A 17,622-nucleotide genomic window follows, 5' to 3' on the forward strand; every position below is an offset into this window, starting at 1 on the left:
CCGCCAGGCTGGCGGTTTTTTGTATTTAGCTCGACGCTGTTATTCCAGCTCTCGGCTTACGGTTAGCTACACTTGGCGCTGGCCGCGGCTGCTCTGGCTTTTTCTATGCGCTCGGCGCTGGATGGGTGGCTGGAGAACAAACCGCCGCCATTGCCCGAGTGCTTAAGCAATACCTGTTGCGCGCGCATGGCGGCGTAAGGGTCCATATTCAACTGGCAGAGTATCTCTATGCCGTAAACATCAGACTCCAACTCGTCACTCTGGGAGAACTGCGCGCTCATGAACTTGGTGCCAATATCCGCATACTGAGACGACGCCAGAGTTCCCAGCGTGCCACCAGCGGCGGCGGCGGCTTGCCGTGCAGCGGTCGTCATATACGCCGTTTTAAACTGGCTGAGAGAATGCTCGAACTTGACGTGACCAATTTCATGGCCAATAACGGCGACCAGCTCGTCGTCTTTCATCACGTCCATCAGGCCCGAGTAAACGCGCACTGTACCGTCTGGCATGGCAAAGGCGTTGATTTCATCGGCCAGATAAACCTGAAAGTTAAGCGGCGTCGCATCAACAAACGTCAGTCCTTTGGTCAACTTGGCTAACCGCTTGCTGTAGCGGCTGTTGGCCGGCGCCAATTTGTTCTCGCTGTCCATTTGCTTGGCAGACAGGCTTGCCTGGGCCTGCAGTTCATCCTTGCTTAATGTCATGCCTTTAAATGCAGTTAATCCTGCCTGCATATAGCCACCACCGTCGTTGGATACACAACCGCTTAAGCCAAGAGTGAGTAACGTTGCTGCAATTAATGTTTTCTTCATTTTCGTCTCGTTGTGTGTGCTCGTAAAAATATTAATAAGAATTAATCTAATCGCGTTTATATCTTTAATAATAAACATTGCGTGCGGGCGCAACTTGCAATACGACCAAGCAGCTCCATTCGAATCATAACCCGATTATCGTTTTTATTAAACAACGGAAATATAAATAAAATGACATTCAAGAGCCAGATGCCTAATAAAAAACGAATACTAAAAAAGGCCTCGGAATGGCTATCCTCTCTTGCTGCAAGAGGCGCCAGCGTCCAAACAAGATACTGAGTTTCGTCAGGATGGCGGCGAAAATAAATTTCCACTCTTTATTGAGTTTAAAGCCCGGAAATAAAAAACCGCCAATCTGGCGGTTTTTGTATTTCGATATCAGCCGGGTGCTTATCTTCCCGATCCCGGCGTCCATCTGCCGACTTTTTAGCGACAGCTGGAATTTGCGGCGGCGTCTCTGGCCAGCTCAATACGCTTGGCGGTAGCCGGGTGACTGGAGAATATTCCGCCACCGTTGCCAGACTGGCTCATCAACACCTGCTGGGCACGCATGGCCGCATAAGGGTCCATATTCAGCTGGCATAATACTTCTATACCGTAAACGTCGGATTGCAGCTCGTCTTTCTGCGAAAACTGCGCACTCATGAACTTGGTGCCAATATCGGCGTATTCCGACGATGCCAGAGCACCGACGGTTCCGCCAGCAGCAGCGGCAGCTTGTCGAGCGGCACTGGTCAAATATGCGGTTTTAAATTGGCTGAGCGAATGCTCGTATTTAACGTGGCCCACCTCATGGCCAATCACGGCAATCAACTCATCGTCTTTCATCACGTCCATTAACCCGGAATAGACCCGCACCGAACCATCCGGCATGGCAAAGGCGTTGATCTCGTCGTCCAGATAAACGGCGAAGTTAAGCGGCGTACCGTCTATGCTGGTCAGCCCTTGTGTCACCTTGGCCAATCGCTTGCTGTAGGCATTGCTGGCCGGTGCCAGCTTGTTCTCGCTGTCCATTTGCTGAGCCGCCAGTCGGGCTTCAGTTTGCAGTTGATCTTTGGTCAAGGTCGCACCTTTAAGTGCAGTCAGGCCAGCATTTAATAATTGTCCATTATCATTCGCTACACAACCGCTTAAACCTGCCGTCATCAATATGGCGGTTATAATCGTTTTTTTCATCATCGCTCCTGAAACCCATCGTCATGACACTCATAGTCCGCAAATATCATTTACCCGCTTAACCCGAGCAATGTCAATCATGCCAGACGAAGCGGTGACTGCGTGCGACGAAAACGCGTCAAAAACACACCCTGCCCTGTAGCCCGGCGCTTTAGCTGCCGGTTCTGCGTTAGCAGGAATGATTGTAAATTCCGCCCAGGCGGAAGTGCCAGCTAAAGCGGCACCCTACAAATACATCAACCCCAACCCACGAAACACCGCACTCTGTAGCCCGGCGCTTTAGCTGCCGGTTCTGCGTTAGCAGAAATGATTTAAATCCCGCCCAGGCAGGAGTGCCAACTAAAGCGGCACCCTGCAAAAGAGCGAGATCCGGGCGTGCGTCAGGATGACGGCACAAATAAAAAAGCACCGAACCCTCGAGTTCGATGCTCTTGCACTTAACGCTTTACCCTTTACTCTTCACTGAGAGATCAGCAGTAACCGTAGCCCATCAGGCGCTGGTAGCGCTGTTCCAGCAGAGTGTCCATATCCAGCTGTTCCAAATCGGCCAGATCGCTCAACAGACGGGCTTTAAGGAAATCGGCAGCCAGCATAGGGTTAACGTGAGCACCGCCCATTGGCTCTTCAACCACGTTGTCGATAAGCTTCAGCTCGTGGATCCGCTTGGCGGTAATGCCCATGGCTTCGGCGGCCAGCGAGGCTTTTTCGGCACTCTTCCATAAAATGGAAGCACAGCCTTCTGGCGAAATCACCGAGTAGGTGGAGTATTGCAGCATGTTAACGCGGTCACCCACGCCAATGGCCAGGGCGCCACCGGAACCACCTTCACCAATAACGGTACAGATGATGGGCGTCTTCAAACCCGCCATAACCTTGAGGTTACGGGCAATGGCTTCACTCTGGCCACGCTCTTCTGCACCCACACCCGGATAAGCGCCCGGGGTGTCGATAAAGGTTAAAATCGGCATCTTGAAGCGCTCGGCCATTTCCATCAGGCGCAAGGCCTTGCGGTAGCCTTCGGGGCGTGGCATGCCAAAGTTGCGGCGAATTTTTTCTTTGGTTTCACGGCCTTTCTGCTGACCAATCACCATCACAGGGCGACCGTCGATACGGGCCACACCACCGACCATGGCTTTGTCGTCGGCATAGGCACGATCGCCGGCCAGCTCGTCAAACTCACCAAAAATATGCTCAAGATAATCCAGGGTATGGGGACGACGCGGATGGCGAGCCAACTGCGAAATCTGCCAGGGACCCAGATTGCTGAACACTTTTTTGGTCAGCTCATCGCGCTTGACTTCCAGGCGGCTGACTTCTTCGTCCAGATCGACGGCGTCGCCTTCATTCACATGGCGAAGTTCTTCAATCTGAGCCTGCAGCTCGGCAATCGGTTGTTCAAAATCCAGAAAATGGTGGCTCATAAGTCCCCTCTATTCAAAAAAGTAGTTCGACTTTATCCGGGCCCAGCAGCTGCTTTAACGATGCCAAGGTCTCGTCGGTGGGGGTTACCCGCCACTCGGTACCAAGCATCAGCTGCGCCCGCGCTCCCGGTCGATAATAGGTCACTCGAACAGGACACACTCCCGCCCGTACGGGGGTGAGTATGTCCAGCAATTGGGTAAAAAAGTGCTGATCAATCTGGCTCTTATTAATATTCAACGCCAAGCCACGCGCGAAACGCTCTCGTGCATCACTGATGTCCAGCACTTCTCGTGCCGACATTTTAAGGCCGCCGGAAAAATCATCAAAGCTGACCTGTCCGCTGATAACCAGGATTTTATCCTTTTCCAGCAAAGACTCATAGCGTTCCAGCGCCTCCGAGAACAAGGTCACGTCCAATCGGCCGGATCTGTCGTCCAGGGTAATGATGCCCATGCGGTTACCGCGCTTGGTGGTCATGACTCGGGCGGCAATCACCAGGCCCGCCGCGGTCGTGGTTTTATCACGGCTGGTGGCCTGCAATTCAATCAGACGGCCGCTGGTGTAATGGCGCAGTTCTTTTGCATACTGGTTAATGGGGTGCCCGGTTAAATACAGCCCCAGGGTGTCGCGCTCGCCGTCCAGCCATATTTTATCGGGCCAGGCGGGCACATCCACAAACGCATGCTCGGTCTGCTCTTCGGCTACCAGCACGCCAAACATATCGCTTTGGCCCAGGGCCTCGGCCTTGGCGTGCTGCTCTGCCGCCTTCATGGCTTCGGGCAGGGTCGCCATCAGCGAGGCGCGGTGCGGGCCCAATTGGTCCATGGCGCCAGACAGCACCAGCTTTTCCATGACTCGTTTGTTGAGCTTTTTCAGGTCGACTCTATTACAGAAGTCGAACAGATCCCGAAACGGTCCTGCTTCTCGCGCCGCCAGAATCGAGTCGATGGGCGCCTCGCCCACGCCCTTGATGGCACCAATGCCGTAGACGATATGGCCTTGCTCGTTCACGGTAAACCGATAGCGCCCCGAATTCACATCCGGCGGCAGCAAGGTTAACCCCATGCGCTGACATTCATCGACCAGGGTCACGACTTTGTCGGTATTGTCCATGTCGGCGGTCATCACCGCCGCCATAAACTCGGCCGGATAATGGGTTTTCAGCCACAGGGTTTGATACGACACCAACGCATAGGCGGCGGAGTGGGATTTGTTAAAGCCGTAACCGGCAAACTTTTCCACCAGGTCGAAGATTTTCATCGCCAACTCGCCGTCGATGCCGTTGGCTTTGGCACCTTCTTCAAAACCGGCGCGCTGCTTGGCCATTTCTTCGGGCTTTTTCTTACCCATGGCACGACGTAACAAGTCGGCGCCACCCAGCGAATACCCCGCCAGGATCTGCGCAATCTGCATTACCTGTTCTTGATACAGAATAATGCCGTAGGTGGGCTCCAGAGTAACTTTAAGAGACTCGTGCTGCCAGGTTTCATCGGGGTAAGACACCGCCTCGCGGCCATGCTTGCGGTCGATAAAGTTATCCACCATGCCCGACTGCAGCGGCCCCGGGCGGAACAAGGCCACCAGGGCGATCATGTCTTCAAAGCAGTCGGGCTGCAGCCGCTTGATCAAATCCTTCATGCCGCGGGATTCCAGCTGGAATACCGCGGTAGTTTCAAAGCGCTTCAACACCTTGAACGAGGCGGGATCATCCATGGGAATGGCGGCAATATCGACCGGTGGCTTGCCTTCTTTGGCCAGTCTGGGATTCACCATGCCCAGCGCCCAGTCGATAATGGTCAGGGTGCGCAGCCCCAGAAAGTCGAACTTGACCAGGCCCGCTTCTTCTACGTCGTTTTTATCAAACTGGGTAACCGGGTTGTTACCATGTTCATCACAATACAGTGGCGAAAAATCGGTAATGCGAGTGGGGGCTATTACCACGCCGCCGGCGTGCTTGCCGGCGTTACGGGTCACGCCTTCCAGCTTGCGCGCCATGTCGATCAGCGCCTGTACTTCCTCATCCTGGTCGTACAGCTCGGGTAGCTTGGGCTCGACTTCAAAGGCCTTGGCCAGCGTCATGCCCGGGTCCGGCGGGATCAGCTTGGAAATGCGATCCACAAAACCATAGGGGTGGCCCAGCACCCGGCCCACATCCCGTATCACCGCCTTGGCGGCCATGGTACCAAAGGTGATGATCTGACTCACCGCATCACGGCCGTACAGTTCGGCTACGTGATCAATAACCTCGTCACGGCGGTCCATGCAGAAGTCGATATCAAAATCGGGCATCGACACCCGCTCGGGGTTCAAAAAACGCTCGAACAGCAAGTCGAATTCCAGAGGATCCAGATCAGTAATCTTCAGCGCATAGGCTACCAAAGAGCCGGCACCCGAGCCCCGCCCCGGCCCCACGGGAATGCCGTTATCCTTCGACCACTGAATAAACTCCATCACGATCAAAAAATAACCGGGAAAGCCCATCTGGTTGATCACGCCCAGCTCTATTGCCAGTCGCTCGTCGTACTCGGGGCGTTTGGCTTCGCGCACCGCCGGGTCAGGGAACAGGAACTCCAGTCGCTCTTCCAGTCCCTTCTCCGAGCACTTAACCAGAAAGTCTTCAATGCTCATGTCGCCGGTAGGAAAATCCGGCAGGAAATATTCGCCCAGCCGCACGGTAACGTTGCAGCGCTTGGCAATTTCCACGCTGTTTTCCAGCGCTTCGGGAATATCACTGAACAGTTCGGCCATTTCGGCCGGGCTTTTTAAATATTGCTCGGGGCTGAACCGCCGCGGCCGGCGTTTATCATCCAGAGTAAAGCCGTCATGAATGGCCACCCGAATTTCGTGGGCATCAAAGTCGCTTTTATCGAGAAAGACCACCTCGTTGGTCGCCACCACGGGCAGCTGCTCGCGCTCGGCCAGCGCCACCGCCATGTGCAGATAGGTTTCTTCGTCGGGCCGCAGGGTACGCTGCAATTCCAGATAATAACGATCGGCAAAGTGCTGCTGATAAAAGGCCAGGCACTCATTGACCAGCGCCTCGTTGCCCTTTAGCAGACCCATGCCCACATCGCCTTCACGCCCACCCGACAACACAATAATGCCGTCGTTGAATTCGGCCAACCACGCCTTGTCGACCAGCGGCCTGTGCTGTACATGGCCTCGCTCGTAGGCGGCAGAAATAATGCGGGTAATACTTTGATAGCCGTCGTTGTTCATGGCCAGTAGCGTCAGGCGAAACACCTGATCGCCCAGCTCATCGCTTTGCACCCAAACGTCGGTACCCACCAGCGGCTTTAGCCCCTTGCGATGGGCGTCACCATAAAAGCGCACCAGACCGCACAGGTTCATTTGATCGGTCAGCGCCAGCGCCGGATAGCCCAATTCCTGGGCGCGCTGGTTAATGGGGCCAATTTTGGCCACCCCATCCACCATGGAAAAGTCGGAGTGTACCCGCAGGTGAACAAAGGCCGTGGTCATTTAGCGATCTCCCCGCTTAACAACAGCTGGGCTGCCACCGGCTTGAAGCTGCGCCGATATTCCGGCAACACCCCATGCTGCGCCAGCGCGGCAAAATGCGCCTTGGTGGGGTAGCCTTTATGCTGGGCAAAGCCGTATTGGGGATGCAATGCGTCCAGCTCTATCATGTCTTGATCGCGGGCTACCTTGGCCAGAATGGAGGCGGCGCTGATTTCGGCCACCCGGCTGTCGCCTTTGACCACCGCCTGGGCGGGCATAGGCAAAGACGGGCAACGATTACCGTCAATAAACACAAAGCCGGGCTGCACGCTCAAGGCCGCCACGGCACGGCTCATGGCTAGCATGGTGGCGTGCAATATATTCAGCTCGTCGATTTCGGCGGGCGAACAACGGCCAATAGCCCAGGCCAGGGCGTGTTCGCGTATCAAGGGTGCCAATAACTGGCGCTTCTTGTCGCTCAACACCTTGGAGTCACCCAGGCCGGCAATGGGATGTTTGGGGTCCAGAATAACGGCCGCAGTCACTACGTCGCCGACCAGCGGGCCACGGCCCACTTCGTCTACGCCTGCCACCAACACCCCTTGGGGATATACAATTTCCAGCATTACTTGTTTGCCACGGATCGGTTTGTCACAGATCGATTAGCCAACGGCCGCTCAGCCAGCTCCAGCACCGCCATCGCCGCCTGTTCATCGGCGTTGCAGCGAATTTTTTTATGCAACCGGGTAAATTCGGCAAGCAGCTCGCTGGTGTCAAAGTCAATCAGCTTGCTCACTTCATCCACTATATGGTCTGGCGTGCATTCGTGCTGAATCAGCTCCGGCACCAGCATATGGTCCGCCAGCAGATTGGGCAAAGAGGCATAGGCGGTATGCACCAGCTTGTTGGCCAGCCAATAACTCAGCGGCTTGAATCTGTACCCCACCACCATCGGCTTTTTCGCCAGCATGGCTTCCAGGGTAGCGGTGCCCGAGGCCAGCAGAATAATATCCGCCGCCGTCATCACCTCACGGCCCTGGCCTTCAATCAAAATGATGTCCAGATGCGGTGCCACCAGCTCTTTAATGGCCAGAAACTCTGCGCGGCGCTTGGGGTTCACCAGTGGCACCACAAACTCAAGGTCGGGGTGGCGCACTTTAAGCTGCTTGCAGGCTTCCAGATACACGGGGCTGAGCAAGGTCACTTCGGCGTGACGGCTGCCGGGCAACAGCGCCATGTAATGGCCATCGGCCTTTAGCCCTAACCGCTCGCGGGCACCCTGGGTGTCGGGTACCAGGGGCATTTGATCGGCCAGGGTATGCCCAATAAAGCGGCACGGGGCGTCAAACCGATCGTAAAAGGCTTTTTCAAACGGCAAGAAGGCCAGCACCATGTCGGTGGCCTTCTTTATTTTATGAATGCGATTTTGTCGCCAGGCCCACACGGAGGGACTCACATAATGCAGGGTGGCAATACCGGACTTGCGCAGTTTAAGCTCAAGATCGATATTGAAGTCAGGCGCATCTATGCCCACGAACACATCCGGCGGGTTATCCAGAAAATGGCGGGCAATCTGTTTGCGAATGCTCAAAATACGCGGCAGTCGGCCCAGTACTTCCACCAGGCCCATGACCGACAGTTCGTCCATCTCGAACAAGGCGTTGCAGCCTTCGGCCACCATCTGTGGTCCGGCAATACCTTCGAATATGGCATTGGGATGACGCTGGCGCAGTTCGCGGATCAGGCCGGCACCCAGGGTGTCGCCCGACACCTCACCGGCGACCAACCCGATGCGCAACGGGCGTGGATCAACCTGAGCCCGGTCGGGTGACTGAGACTCAGGCACGAATAATACCGCGCTCGTTTTGCTGCAAAAACTCGATCATCACGCCCACTTCCGGCTGCTGCTTGTTCAACGCTTCCAGCTCGGGGATCACATCGGCCACGGTTTTACCGCTTCGGAAGATGATCTTGTAGGCCTTCTTGATGGCCGAAATCGCCTCGGGCGAAAAACCACGACGGCGCAAACCTTCGGAGTTCACACCGAACGGCTTGGCATACAGGCCGGCTGCCATCACATAGGGCGGCACGTCTTTATTAAGGGCGGCACAGCCGGCAATAAAGGCGTGGCTGCCCACACGACCAAACTGGTGAATCGCCGCATGGCCACCAAAAATCACGTGCGAGCCAATATGTACGTGGCCGGCCAGAGTGGCGTTATTGGCAAAAATACAGTCATCGCCAATACGACAATCATGAGCCACATGCACGTTCACCATAAACAGGTTACGGCTGCCGACTCGGGTCAGGCTTTCATCTTGGCTGGTGCCACGGTGAAAAGTGCAAGACTCACGAATCACGTTATCGTCGCCAATTTCAAGTATGGTGCGCTCGCCGGCGTATTTCTTATCCTGGCAGTCTTCCCCTATCGAGCAAAACTGAAAGATATGATTGCGCTTACCAATACGAGTTGGCCCCTTGATCACCACATGAGGACCAATCCAGCAGTCGTCGCCGATTTCGACCTCGGCACCAATCAGCGTCCAGGGGCCTATTTCGACCCCCTTGCCTATTTTGGCATCCGGATGAACAATGGCGGTTTCATGAATCTTTGCACTTTGTTCGCTCACACTCAGCCCTCGCGTTTGGCACACATCAGTTCCGCGGTACACACTACCTCGCCGTCTACGGTGGCCACACCGGTAAACTTGGCGATACCACGACGCTCTTTAAGATAGACCACATCCAGCACCAGTTGATCTCCTGGCACGACCGGACGCTTGAAACGGGCGTTATCAATAGAGGCAAAATAATACAGTTCGCCGGGCTTGGGTTTGCCCACCATTTTAAAGGCCAGAATGCCGGTGGCCTGGGCCATGGCTTCCAGGATCAACACACCCGGAAAAACAGGTTTACCCGGAAAATGACCGGTAAACATAGGCTCATTGAAAGACACGTTCTTGATGCCTCTCAGGGTCTTGCGCTCAGGGCTAATTTCATAATGTGCCACCTTGTCTACCATCAAAAACGGGTAGCGGTGCGGCAACAGTTCCAGAATTTCCTGGATATCCAACTGATTCTGTTCTGTATTCAGTTCGTTATTCAAAATGTAACCCTACCAATTGTACTTAATTTTTTTTGTCTGACTGCTTTTCAAGCCGGTTCAACCGCTTGTGCATATCATCGATGCGCATTACCCGAGCCGCCGTTTTACGCCATTCTTTGTTTGGCTGCAACGGAATACCGGAAGAGTAGATGCCTGGCTCTGTGATGGGTCGCATGACCATGCTCATGCCGGTGATCGTCACCCCATCACAAATCTCTATGTGGCCGTTGATCACAACGGCGCCGCCAATAATACAATATTTACCGACTTTTAGACTACCCGCCATTACGGTGCCACCGGCCACGGCGGTGCCATAGCCAATGTTGACGTTGTGGGCAATCTGACACTGATTATCGATAATCACGTTATCGGCGATGCAGGTATCACCCAGGGCGCCGCGGTCTATGGTGGTGCAGGCGCCAATTTCGACCCGATTACCAATAACAACGGCACCCAGCTGCGGGATCTTGACCCATTCGCCCTTGTTGTTGGCATAGCCAAAGCCATCAGCACCAATCACGGACCCCGATTGTACCAGACAGTCCTCTCCCAGGGTGACTCTGTGATAAATACTCACATTGGCCCATAACCGGCTGCGAGCCCCCAGGCTGGCGTTTTTGCCGATAAAACACCCCGAGCCAATCACCACCCCATCGCCCAGCGTCACGCCCGACTCGATAACGGCATTGGCACCAATGGCGACTCCCTGGCCCAACACGGCATCGTCGGCGATCACGGCGCTGGGATGAATATCAACCGCAGGCTGCGGCGTGGTATCCAGCGCCTGAGCGGCCAGGGCAAAGCCAAGATACGGGTTGTCCATCACCAGACTGGGCACGGGACACAAGGCCTGATCGGCTGGTTTGACAATAACCGCACCGGCTTTGGTCCCTTCAAGCAGATGGTGATATTTGTCGTCCGTCAGAAAAGCCACTTCATCCGGTCCGGCTTTATCCAGGGTGTTTACACGGCGAATAACAACGCTTGCATCACCCTTAAGGTCTGCATTCAGAAGCTGTGCCAGTTCTTGTAACGTGATTGTCATAACCAAAAGCTCTTACTTGCTAACCCGACTGATCACCTGCTGGGTGATATCGAGGCTGGGTGAAACATGAATAACGGCGCCGCGCTCAATAACCAGATCGATACCTTGTGACTGGGTAATGTCGTTAATGGCACCTTGAATACGCTTTAACATTTTTTGGCGTTCTTCGTGCTCACGACGCGCCTGATCTTCTTCCAGGGTGCGACGTTTTTGCACATAGGTACTCTGCATTTCGTTCAGCTTTTTCTGGGCATCGGCTTTTTGCTGATCGTTCATGAATGCCATGTCTTTTTGCTGCTTTTCAATGAAGGTGCGACCGTCCGCTTCCAGCTTTTGCACTTCTTTAACCCGGCTGCTGAACTCGCCTTTCAGTTTGTTGGCAACCTGTTCGCGCTGGGGCATTTTCTGAAATACCGCCGCCGTGTCGACCACGGCAATCTTGGTATTCTGCGCATAGGCCATACCCGCGCTCATCATGAGAGCCAATACACCAAACACTTTAATCATCTGTTTCAAAGTTATTCTCCTTTTAAATCAATGTGAGGAGTGAAGGTAAAGCGTGAAGAGAACAAGCCACCTAATCCACAGGTTCGGTGTTATGTCGCCCTATTCACTATTCACAGAGGTCGAATACTCTTGCTTAAAATAAGCCGACCCTACAAAAACACACCCAACCCTGTAGTTCGGCGCTTCAGCTGCCGGTCCTGCGTTAGCAGGATTTATTGTAAATCCCGCTAAGGCGGGAGTGCCAGCTAAAGCGGCACCCTACAAAAACACACCCAACCCTGTAGTTCGGCGCTTCAGCTGCCGGTCCTGCGTTAGCAGGATGTATTTTTAAATCCCGCCGAGGCGGGAGTGCCAGCTAAAGCGGCACCCTACAAAAACACCGAGATCCTGGCGTTCGTCAGGATGACGGCTAAAACGCCGCTCCTGCAAGTTCGGGGTTGGCTTGTTCGCTTCTCCCTTCACTCTTTACCCTTCACGAATTTTTAAAACGTTCTACCGATATTGAAGTTGAATATTTCGGTTTGATCGCCTTCTACTTCTTTCAGCGGTGCCGCCAACGAGAACACCAGCGGGCCCAGAGGTGACAGCCACTGCATGCTCACACCTGCCGAGGCACGGATGTTGGACGGATCACCAAAGTCATAAATCAGGTCACAGTTGCTGGCACAGTTGCCGGCGTAGTCGGCCGAATAGTTGGTGTTCCATACCGTACCTACATCCATGAATACACTGGTACGCAACGAACGCTGCAGATCTTCACCGGCAAACGGCGTCGGCACTATCAGTTCGGCGGACGCCGCCACCAGGGCGTTGCCGCCTATGGTGCTGTCGTCACCACGATAATCAGGATTACCTGGCGTACCATCGTTATAAACAGCCCGCGGGCCTACCGAGTTGCTCTTGAAACCACGCAGGGTATTAAAGCCACCGGCATAATAGTTTTCAAAGAACGGCAGACGCTGTGCGCCCGAGTCCGTATCGCCATAACCATCACCGTAAGAGGCGCGGAACTTGCCGGCCAGCACCCAGTTGTGCTCGCGGTCCAGCGGGAAGTAATGGGCATCGTCGAAGCTGGTTTTGTAATACTGCAAATCCGAGCCCGGCACCGTCACTTTAAGCGACAGATTCTGGCGATCACCCGCAGTCGGGAAGTAACCCCGGTTCAGGGTATTACGAGTCCAACCGGCGGTAATATCAAAGGTATCGAAGCTGATTTCGTTGCTGCCCGCCACCTTGTCGCCATGTAACGCCCAAAAATCATTCAGCTGTTCATAGCTGTCACTGGGCTTGCCCAGGGTATTGTGCTCGTAACCCACACTGAAGTTGAGTCGGTTATCTTCGTTAACCGGAAAACCGCTTAATGCGCGTACGCCGTACAAGGTGCTGTCGTAGTCGGCTATGTTGGCGTCTCGGGCATCAAACTGACGATAATAAATACGTCCACCCAGGCTCACACCATCCACGGTAAAATACGGATCGGTATAATCCAGAGAAACATCTTTCGAGTAGTCGTTCATCTGGGAATTGATGCCCACCCGGTTACCGGTACCCAGGAAGTTCTCCTGCTGCAAACCGGCCTGAATGCTGAAACCCGAATCGGTACCAAAACCCACACCAAAGTTGATGGAGCCGGCGGGTTGTTCTTTAACGTTAACATCCAGATCCACTAGATCCGCTTCGCCCGGCACACGGCGGGTTTCCACTTCAACGGTTTCAAAATAACCCAGACGGTTCAAGCGAGTACGCGACTGCTCTATGTCTTCGCTGGACAGGCTGGCCCCTTCCATCTGGCGCATTTCGCGGCGCAGCACTTCATCTTTGGTGATGATGTTGCCGCCAAAATTGATGCGGCGCACATACACCCGGCTGCCCGGATCGATATTCACCACCAACTCGACTTTTTTGCTGGCTTCGTCTATTTGCGGAAAGGTCGACACCTTGGGGTAGGCATAGCCAAAACGGCCCAGAAACTTGGACAGCACTTCTTCCATGTGGGCCACGTCGGCGGCGGAATACAAATCGCCCGCCTGCAGGGGGACCAGGGCTTCCAGTTCAGACCGTCGATCCACCAGGTTACCGCGCAAGTTAACACCGGATACGGTATAACGCTCGCCTTCGCTCACGTTCAGGGTGATATACACGCCTTCCTTGTCGGGAGACATGGCGACTTGAGTCGAGCTGACTTCGGCTTTCAAATAACCTCGGTCACGATAGTAGGAACGCAGGGTTTCAATATCGCCGGCCAGCTTTTGCTTTTGGTAGCGCTGGTCGCCCATAAAGTTCCACCAGGGTACGCTGTCGGACAGTTCAAGCTGAGACAACAACTGCTCTTCACTGAACGCCTTGTTGCCCACAATGTTGATTTGCTTGATTTCGGCGGCGGCGCCTTCCACAAATTCAAACTTCAAATCAACCCGGTTACGCGGCAACGGCGTTAATACCGCCTTCACCTTGGCCGAGTATTTGCCCACACCGTAATAGAAGTCTTCCAGGCCTTTTTCAAGCGAGCTGAGAGTCGTACGATCCAGAGGCTCCCCCACCCGCACGCCGGCGCCTTCCAGGCTCTGGTTAAGTTGCTCTTCTTTTATTTCTTTATTGCCGCTGAAGCTGATGCCGGCAATGGTGGGCCGCTCGGTCACCTGCACCACTAAAATGCCGTTGTCGCGCAGTAATTGTACGTCTTCGAAGTTACCGGAGGCATACAGACTCTTGATGGCCGCCGACAGACGCTCGGCGTCTACTTCTTCACCCACCCGCACCGGCAGGCTGAGCAAGGTGGCGCCCAGAGTCACCCGTTGCAAGCCATTAACCTGAATGTCCTGCACCACAAACGGAGTCATACCGCTCTGAGCCTGGGCCATCATACTGGCCCCCAGCAAACAGGTAGCCACCAGCGTATTGGTAAAAGCGGGGGTCTTCACCGCCTTTTGGTTTTTTGCCCTTTCTTTAACTGACATGGTCTGACTCTATCCTTGTAAGTAATTTTATAAACTAAACTCGGGAAAGCGAGTGAAGGGTGAAGCGTAAAGAGTAAAGTGGTCAACCCGACGCCTTACGTTTCACACCTCACGGCTAGATCATTATCAATCGTAGGGTCGAATGAATTCGACCCTACCAAAATACACCGGCACCCTGTAGCCCGGCGCTTTAGCTAAGTGGATACTCATCATTTCAGCCCACTGCGAATATTCACTGGATATTCGATTAAGCTGAAATGATTCGTCACGGCGAGGCAGGCTCGCCCCTGCGTTAGCAGGATTTATTTTAAATCCCGCTAATGCGGGAGTGCCAGCTAAAGCGGCACCCTACAACTCAATGTGAAGTGTAAATGGTGAAGAGTGAAGGGGGGCTCCATACCGGCCCAAAAAACAGATCCTGACGTTCGTCAGGAAGACGGCTAGCACACCGTCTCTGCAAGTTCGGGGTTGGCTTGTCCGCTTTACCCTTAACTCTTCACCCTTCACCCTTCACAACCTCACAGCCGAGCAAAATCGTTAAACAGCGCTAACCCCATCAACATCATCAATAAGGCGGCTCCAATTTTAAAACCGATTTCCTGAATTTTTTCTGGCACGGGTCGCCCGGTAACGGCTTCTACCAGGTAAAACAGCAAGTGGCCGCCGTCCAGCACCGGTAATGGCAACAAGTTGATAATGCCCAGGTTAACGCTCACCAGCGCCATAAACCCTAAAAAATACACCAGGCCGTATTCGGCGGTGGCGCCAGCGCCCTTGGCAATAGAAATGGGGCCGCTTAGGTTATCAACCGACACCACGCCTGTTACCAGCTTGCCCAGCATCTGAAAGGTCAGCACCATTAAGTCCCAGGTGCGACCAATACCGGCGCCAATGGCATCCAGCGGCCCGTAACGCAGATCGAAACGATATTCGTCGGCTACCTGCTCTACTTCAGGCGCCACACCGGCATAGCCAAACACCCGCTGTGCACTTTCGCGACGCTCGGGCGTTAACGCCAGGCTCAGCCTCTGACCATTGCGCAGCACTTCAAGTTCCATTTCAATCTCGGGTGAGGCCTGTACCTGATTGACCAACTGACGCCAATCGGTAAGTGGCTCGCCATTTATCGCCTGCAATACATCGCCAGGCTGTACGCCAGCGGCACTGGCCGGACCATTATCCACCACCTGCGCCACGGTAAGCGTAAGCTGTGGTCCTACCGGCACCAGTCCCAAGGCACCGATGGGCGATTCCTGATCGGGATCAAATTGCCAGTTGGCCAGATCAATGCGCGCTTCGCTGCGCTGACCGGCATTATTCTGAACTTCAAAGCGGGTTTCATCGTCACCCAGGCGAGCCAGCAACGCAAAATTGACCTCTTCCCAGGTGCGCACCGGCTTGCCATCGATACCGACTATTTCCATGCCCGGCGTCAGCCCGGCTTCGGCCGCCGGAGACGACATGGTTACGTCATCAAGTACCGGCTTTACTGCCGGCACACCAATCAAAAACATCAACCAGAAGGCAAAAACGGCAAACACAAAATTTGCCATGGGGCCCGCCACCACGATGGCCATTCTCGCCCATACCGACTTATGGTTAAAGGCCTGATCTTGCAGCTCGACCGGTACATCATCCACCCGGCCGTCCAGCATTTTAACGTACCCACCCAGGGGGATCATGGCCAGCACATATTCGGTGCCGTCTTTACCCATGCGCCGCCAGATAGCCTTGCCAAAACCGATGGAAAAACGTTCCACCTTGACGCCATTGCGCCGTGCTACCCAAAAGTGGCCGTACTCGTGCACCGCCACCAATATTCCCAGCGCGACAATAAAGGCGCCCAGGTTCCATAAAATACCACCCATTATCGCTTCCCTATTTCTGCTGCGGCACACCGTCGTGCCTGATTATCGAGCGCTATAATGTCATCCAGATTATCCACCTGCGTGCTACCCAATTGCTGCATCACCGCCTCGTTGACTGTGGCAATGCCCATAAAACTCAATTTGCCGGCCAAAAAAGCCGCCACTGCCGCTTCGTTGGCGGCATTCAGCGCCGTGGTGGCACCCTGGCCACTGGCGCAGGCGTCTATCGCCAGCTGCAAGCAAGGATACCGCGCCATGTCTGGCGCCATAAAGCTTAAATCGCCCAGGGTACAAAAATCGAGCGGCGCCACACCCGAGGCAATCCGTGCCGGATACGCCAGGGCATGGGCAATGGGGGTCATCATATCTGGCTGGCCCAGCTGCGCCAATACCGAGCCATCGGAATACTGCACCATGGAGTGAATAACCGACTGCGGATGCACCAATACCTGCAACTGATTAGGGGCGGCATTAAACAACCAGCGGGCTTCTATATATTCCAGGCCCTTGTTCATCATGGTCGCCGAATCAACGGAAATTTTCGGGCCCATGCTCCAGTTGGGGTGTGCCACCGCCTGGGCCGGCGTTACCGCCGCCAACTGTTCAACCGGGGTGTAACGAAAGGGTCCGCCCGAACCGGTGAGTAAAATTTTACTGACTCCGGCATCGCTCAGGCAGCCGCGTCCCGGATTTTGTTGCAGAGTAGTTGGCAGGCACTGAAAAATAGCATTGTGTTCACTGTCTATCGGCAACAGCTCGGCACCATGGCAGTGCACCTTGTCGATAAACAGCTCACCGCTCATCACCAGCGCTTCTTTATTGGCCAGTAACACCCGCTTGCCCGCCTCAACCGCAGCCAGAGTCGACAATAAACCGGCCGCGCCCACAATAGCGGCCATGACGGTGGTCACTTCCGGCTCGGCGGCCACCTCACATAATGCCTTGGCGCCGCTCAATACCTGAGTGGGGCAACCATGCTGTGCCAGCTCATGGCGCAAGGTTTTGGCGGCGGTATCATCCACCATCACCGCATAGCGAGGTGCGAACTCGAGGCAATCGGCCAGCATGCGCACCACATTCTGGTGTGCGCTAAGGGCAAACAGCGTAAAGCGCTCCGGGTGCTGGCGCACTACCGCCAGAGTACTCTGACCAATAGAGCCGGTAGCACCGAGTATGGTTAGCAACTCCATCTTCTCCCCCCCACTAAAAACGAGGCTGAGAGTTGGGCGGCAGAGGCGAGTGCTCGTGAGCAGACCTTCTGCGCCAGGGA

Annotated in this window: 13 protein-coding genes; all 13 read right to left on the minus strand. The window is 54.6% G+C overall.

The genetic code is table 11. From position 1 onward, the window contains the following. Positions 1-62: 62 nt before the first annotated feature. The 13 genes from IEW52_RS12295 to ispC all read right to left on the minus strand — a co-directional run bounded on the left by IEW52_RS12295 (position 63) and on the right by ispC (position 17,542). The gene (locus tag IEW52_RS12295; RefSeq protein ID WP_188630373.1) at positions 63-812 is read right to left on the minus strand and encodes a M48 family metalloprotease; all 750 of its coding nucleotides are present in this window, start codon (positions 810-812) and stop codon (positions 63-65) included. Positions 813-1,238: 426 nt separating this feature from the next. Next, positions 1,239-1,988, minus strand: a complete 750-nt coding sequence (locus tag IEW52_RS12300; protein ID WP_229667932.1) for a M48 family metalloprotease — start codon at positions 1,986-1,988, stop codon at positions 1,239-1,241. Between the two features lie 470 nt (positions 1,989-2,458). Further along, positions 2,459-3,409, minus strand: a complete 951-nt coding sequence (gene accA / locus IEW52_RS12305) for an acetyl-CoA carboxylase carboxyl transferase subunit alpha (protein ID WP_188630374.1) — start codon at positions 3,407-3,409, stop codon at positions 2,459-2,461. Positions 3,410-3,422: 13 nt separating this feature from the next. Continuing rightward, positions 3,423-6,890 (minus strand): DNA polymerase III subunit alpha, encoded by a 3,468-nt coding sequence (gene dnaE, locus IEW52_RS12310; RefSeq protein ID WP_188630375.1) that lies wholly within the window; start codon positions 6,888-6,890, stop codon positions 3,423-3,425. Then, entirely contained in the window at positions 6,887-7,495 is a 609-nt protein-coding gene (gene rnhB, locus IEW52_RS12315; protein ID WP_188630376.1) for a ribonuclease HII, read from the minus strand. The genes dnaE and rnhB overlap by 4 nt, the downstream gene beginning before the upstream one ends. Next, on the minus strand, positions 7,495-8,715 hold the full coding sequence (gene lpxB, locus IEW52_RS12320; protein WP_188630377.1) for a lipid-A-disaccharide synthase: 1,221 nt from the start codon (positions 8,713-8,715) through the stop codon (positions 7,495-7,497). Before lpxB ends, rnhB begins: the two co-directional genes overlap by 1 nt. Then, on the minus strand, positions 8,708-9,499 hold the full coding sequence (gene lpxA / locus IEW52_RS12325; RefSeq protein ID WP_188630378.1) for an acyl-ACP--UDP-N-acetylglucosamine O-acyltransferase: 792 nt from the start codon (positions 9,497-9,499) through the stop codon (positions 8,708-8,710). Before lpxA ends, lpxB begins: the two co-directional genes overlap by 8 nt. Before the next feature lie 2 nt (positions 9,500-9,501). Beyond that, the gene (gene fabZ, locus IEW52_RS12330; RefSeq protein ID WP_188630400.1) at positions 9,502-9,963 is read right to left on the minus strand and encodes a 3-hydroxyacyl-ACP dehydratase FabZ; all 462 of its coding nucleotides are present in this window, start codon (positions 9,961-9,963) and stop codon (positions 9,502-9,504) included. A gap of 34 nt (positions 9,964-9,997) precedes the next feature. Further along, positions 9,998-11,020: a UDP-3-O-(3-hydroxymyristoyl)glucosamine N-acyltransferase gene (gene lpxD / locus IEW52_RS12335; protein ID WP_188630379.1), complete on the minus strand. Its 1,023-nt coding sequence runs from the start codon at positions 11,018-11,020 to the stop codon at positions 9,998-10,000. A gap of 12 nt (positions 11,021-11,032) precedes the next feature. Continuing rightward, positions 11,033-11,536: an OmpH/Skp family outer membrane protein gene (locus IEW52_RS12340; protein ID WP_188630380.1), complete on the minus strand. Its 504-nt coding sequence runs from the start codon at positions 11,534-11,536 to the stop codon at positions 11,033-11,035. A 473-nt stretch (positions 11,537-12,009) separates the two neighbouring features. Further along, on the minus strand, positions 12,010-14,484 hold the full coding sequence (gene bamA / locus IEW52_RS12345; RefSeq protein ID WP_373286232.1) for an outer membrane protein assembly factor BamA: 2,475 nt from the start codon (positions 14,482-14,484) through the stop codon (positions 12,010-12,012). Between the two features lie 518 nt (positions 14,485-15,002). Next, a complete protein-coding gene (gene rseP, locus IEW52_RS12350; RefSeq protein ID WP_188630381.1) occupies positions 15,003-16,352 on the minus strand; it encodes a sigma E protease regulator RseP in 1,350 nt (449 codons plus the stop codon). After that, positions 16,352-17,542, minus strand: a complete 1,191-nt coding sequence (gene ispC, locus IEW52_RS12355) for a 1-deoxy-D-xylulose-5-phosphate reductoisomerase (RefSeq protein WP_188630382.1) — start codon at positions 17,540-17,542, stop codon at positions 16,352-16,354. The genes rseP and ispC overlap by 1 nt, the downstream gene beginning before the upstream one ends. Positions 17,543-17,622: the final 80 nt, after the last annotated feature.

Source organism: Oceanisphaera marina (assembly GCF_014643915.1).
In the GTDB taxonomy this organism is placed as follows: Bacteria; Pseudomonadota; Gammaproteobacteria; order Enterobacterales; family Aeromonadaceae; genus Oceanimonas; species Oceanimonas marina.

Excerpts from the sequence above, each read along its gene's own strand:
- rnhB (WP_188630376.1), bottom strand. The coding sequence starts at position 7,495 with ATGCTGGAAATTGTATATCCCCAAGGGGTGTTGGTGGCAGGCGTAGAC.
- bamA (WP_373286232.1), bottom strand. The coding sequence starts at position 14,484 with ATGTCAGTTAAAGAAAGGGCAAAAAACCAAAAGGCGGTGAAGACCCCC.
- rseP (WP_188630381.1), bottom strand. The coding sequence starts at position 16,352 with ATGGGTGGTATTTTATGGAACCTGGGCGCCTTTATTGTCGCGCTGGGA.
- IEW52_RS12300 (WP_229667932.1), bottom strand. The coding sequence starts at position 1,988 with ATGAAAAAAACGATTATAACCGCCATATTGATGACGGCAGGTTTAAGC.
- lpxD (WP_188630379.1), bottom strand. The coding sequence starts at position 11,020 with ATGACAATCACGTTACAAGAACTGGCACAGCTTCTGAATGCAGACCTT.
- ispC (WP_188630382.1), bottom strand. The coding sequence starts at position 17,542 with ATGGAGTTGCTAACCATACTCGGTGCTACCGGCTCTATTGGTCAGAGT.
- dnaE (WP_188630375.1), bottom strand. The coding sequence starts at position 6,890 with ATGACCACGGCCTTTGTTCACCTGCGGGTACACTCCGACTTTTCCATG.
- IEW52_RS12295 (WP_188630373.1), bottom strand. The coding sequence starts at position 812 with ATGAAGAAAACATTAATTGCAGCAACGTTACTCACTCTTGGCTTAAGC.
- accA (WP_188630374.1), bottom strand. The coding sequence starts at position 3,409 with ATGAGCCACCATTTTCTGGATTTTGAACAACCGATTGCCGAGCTGCAG.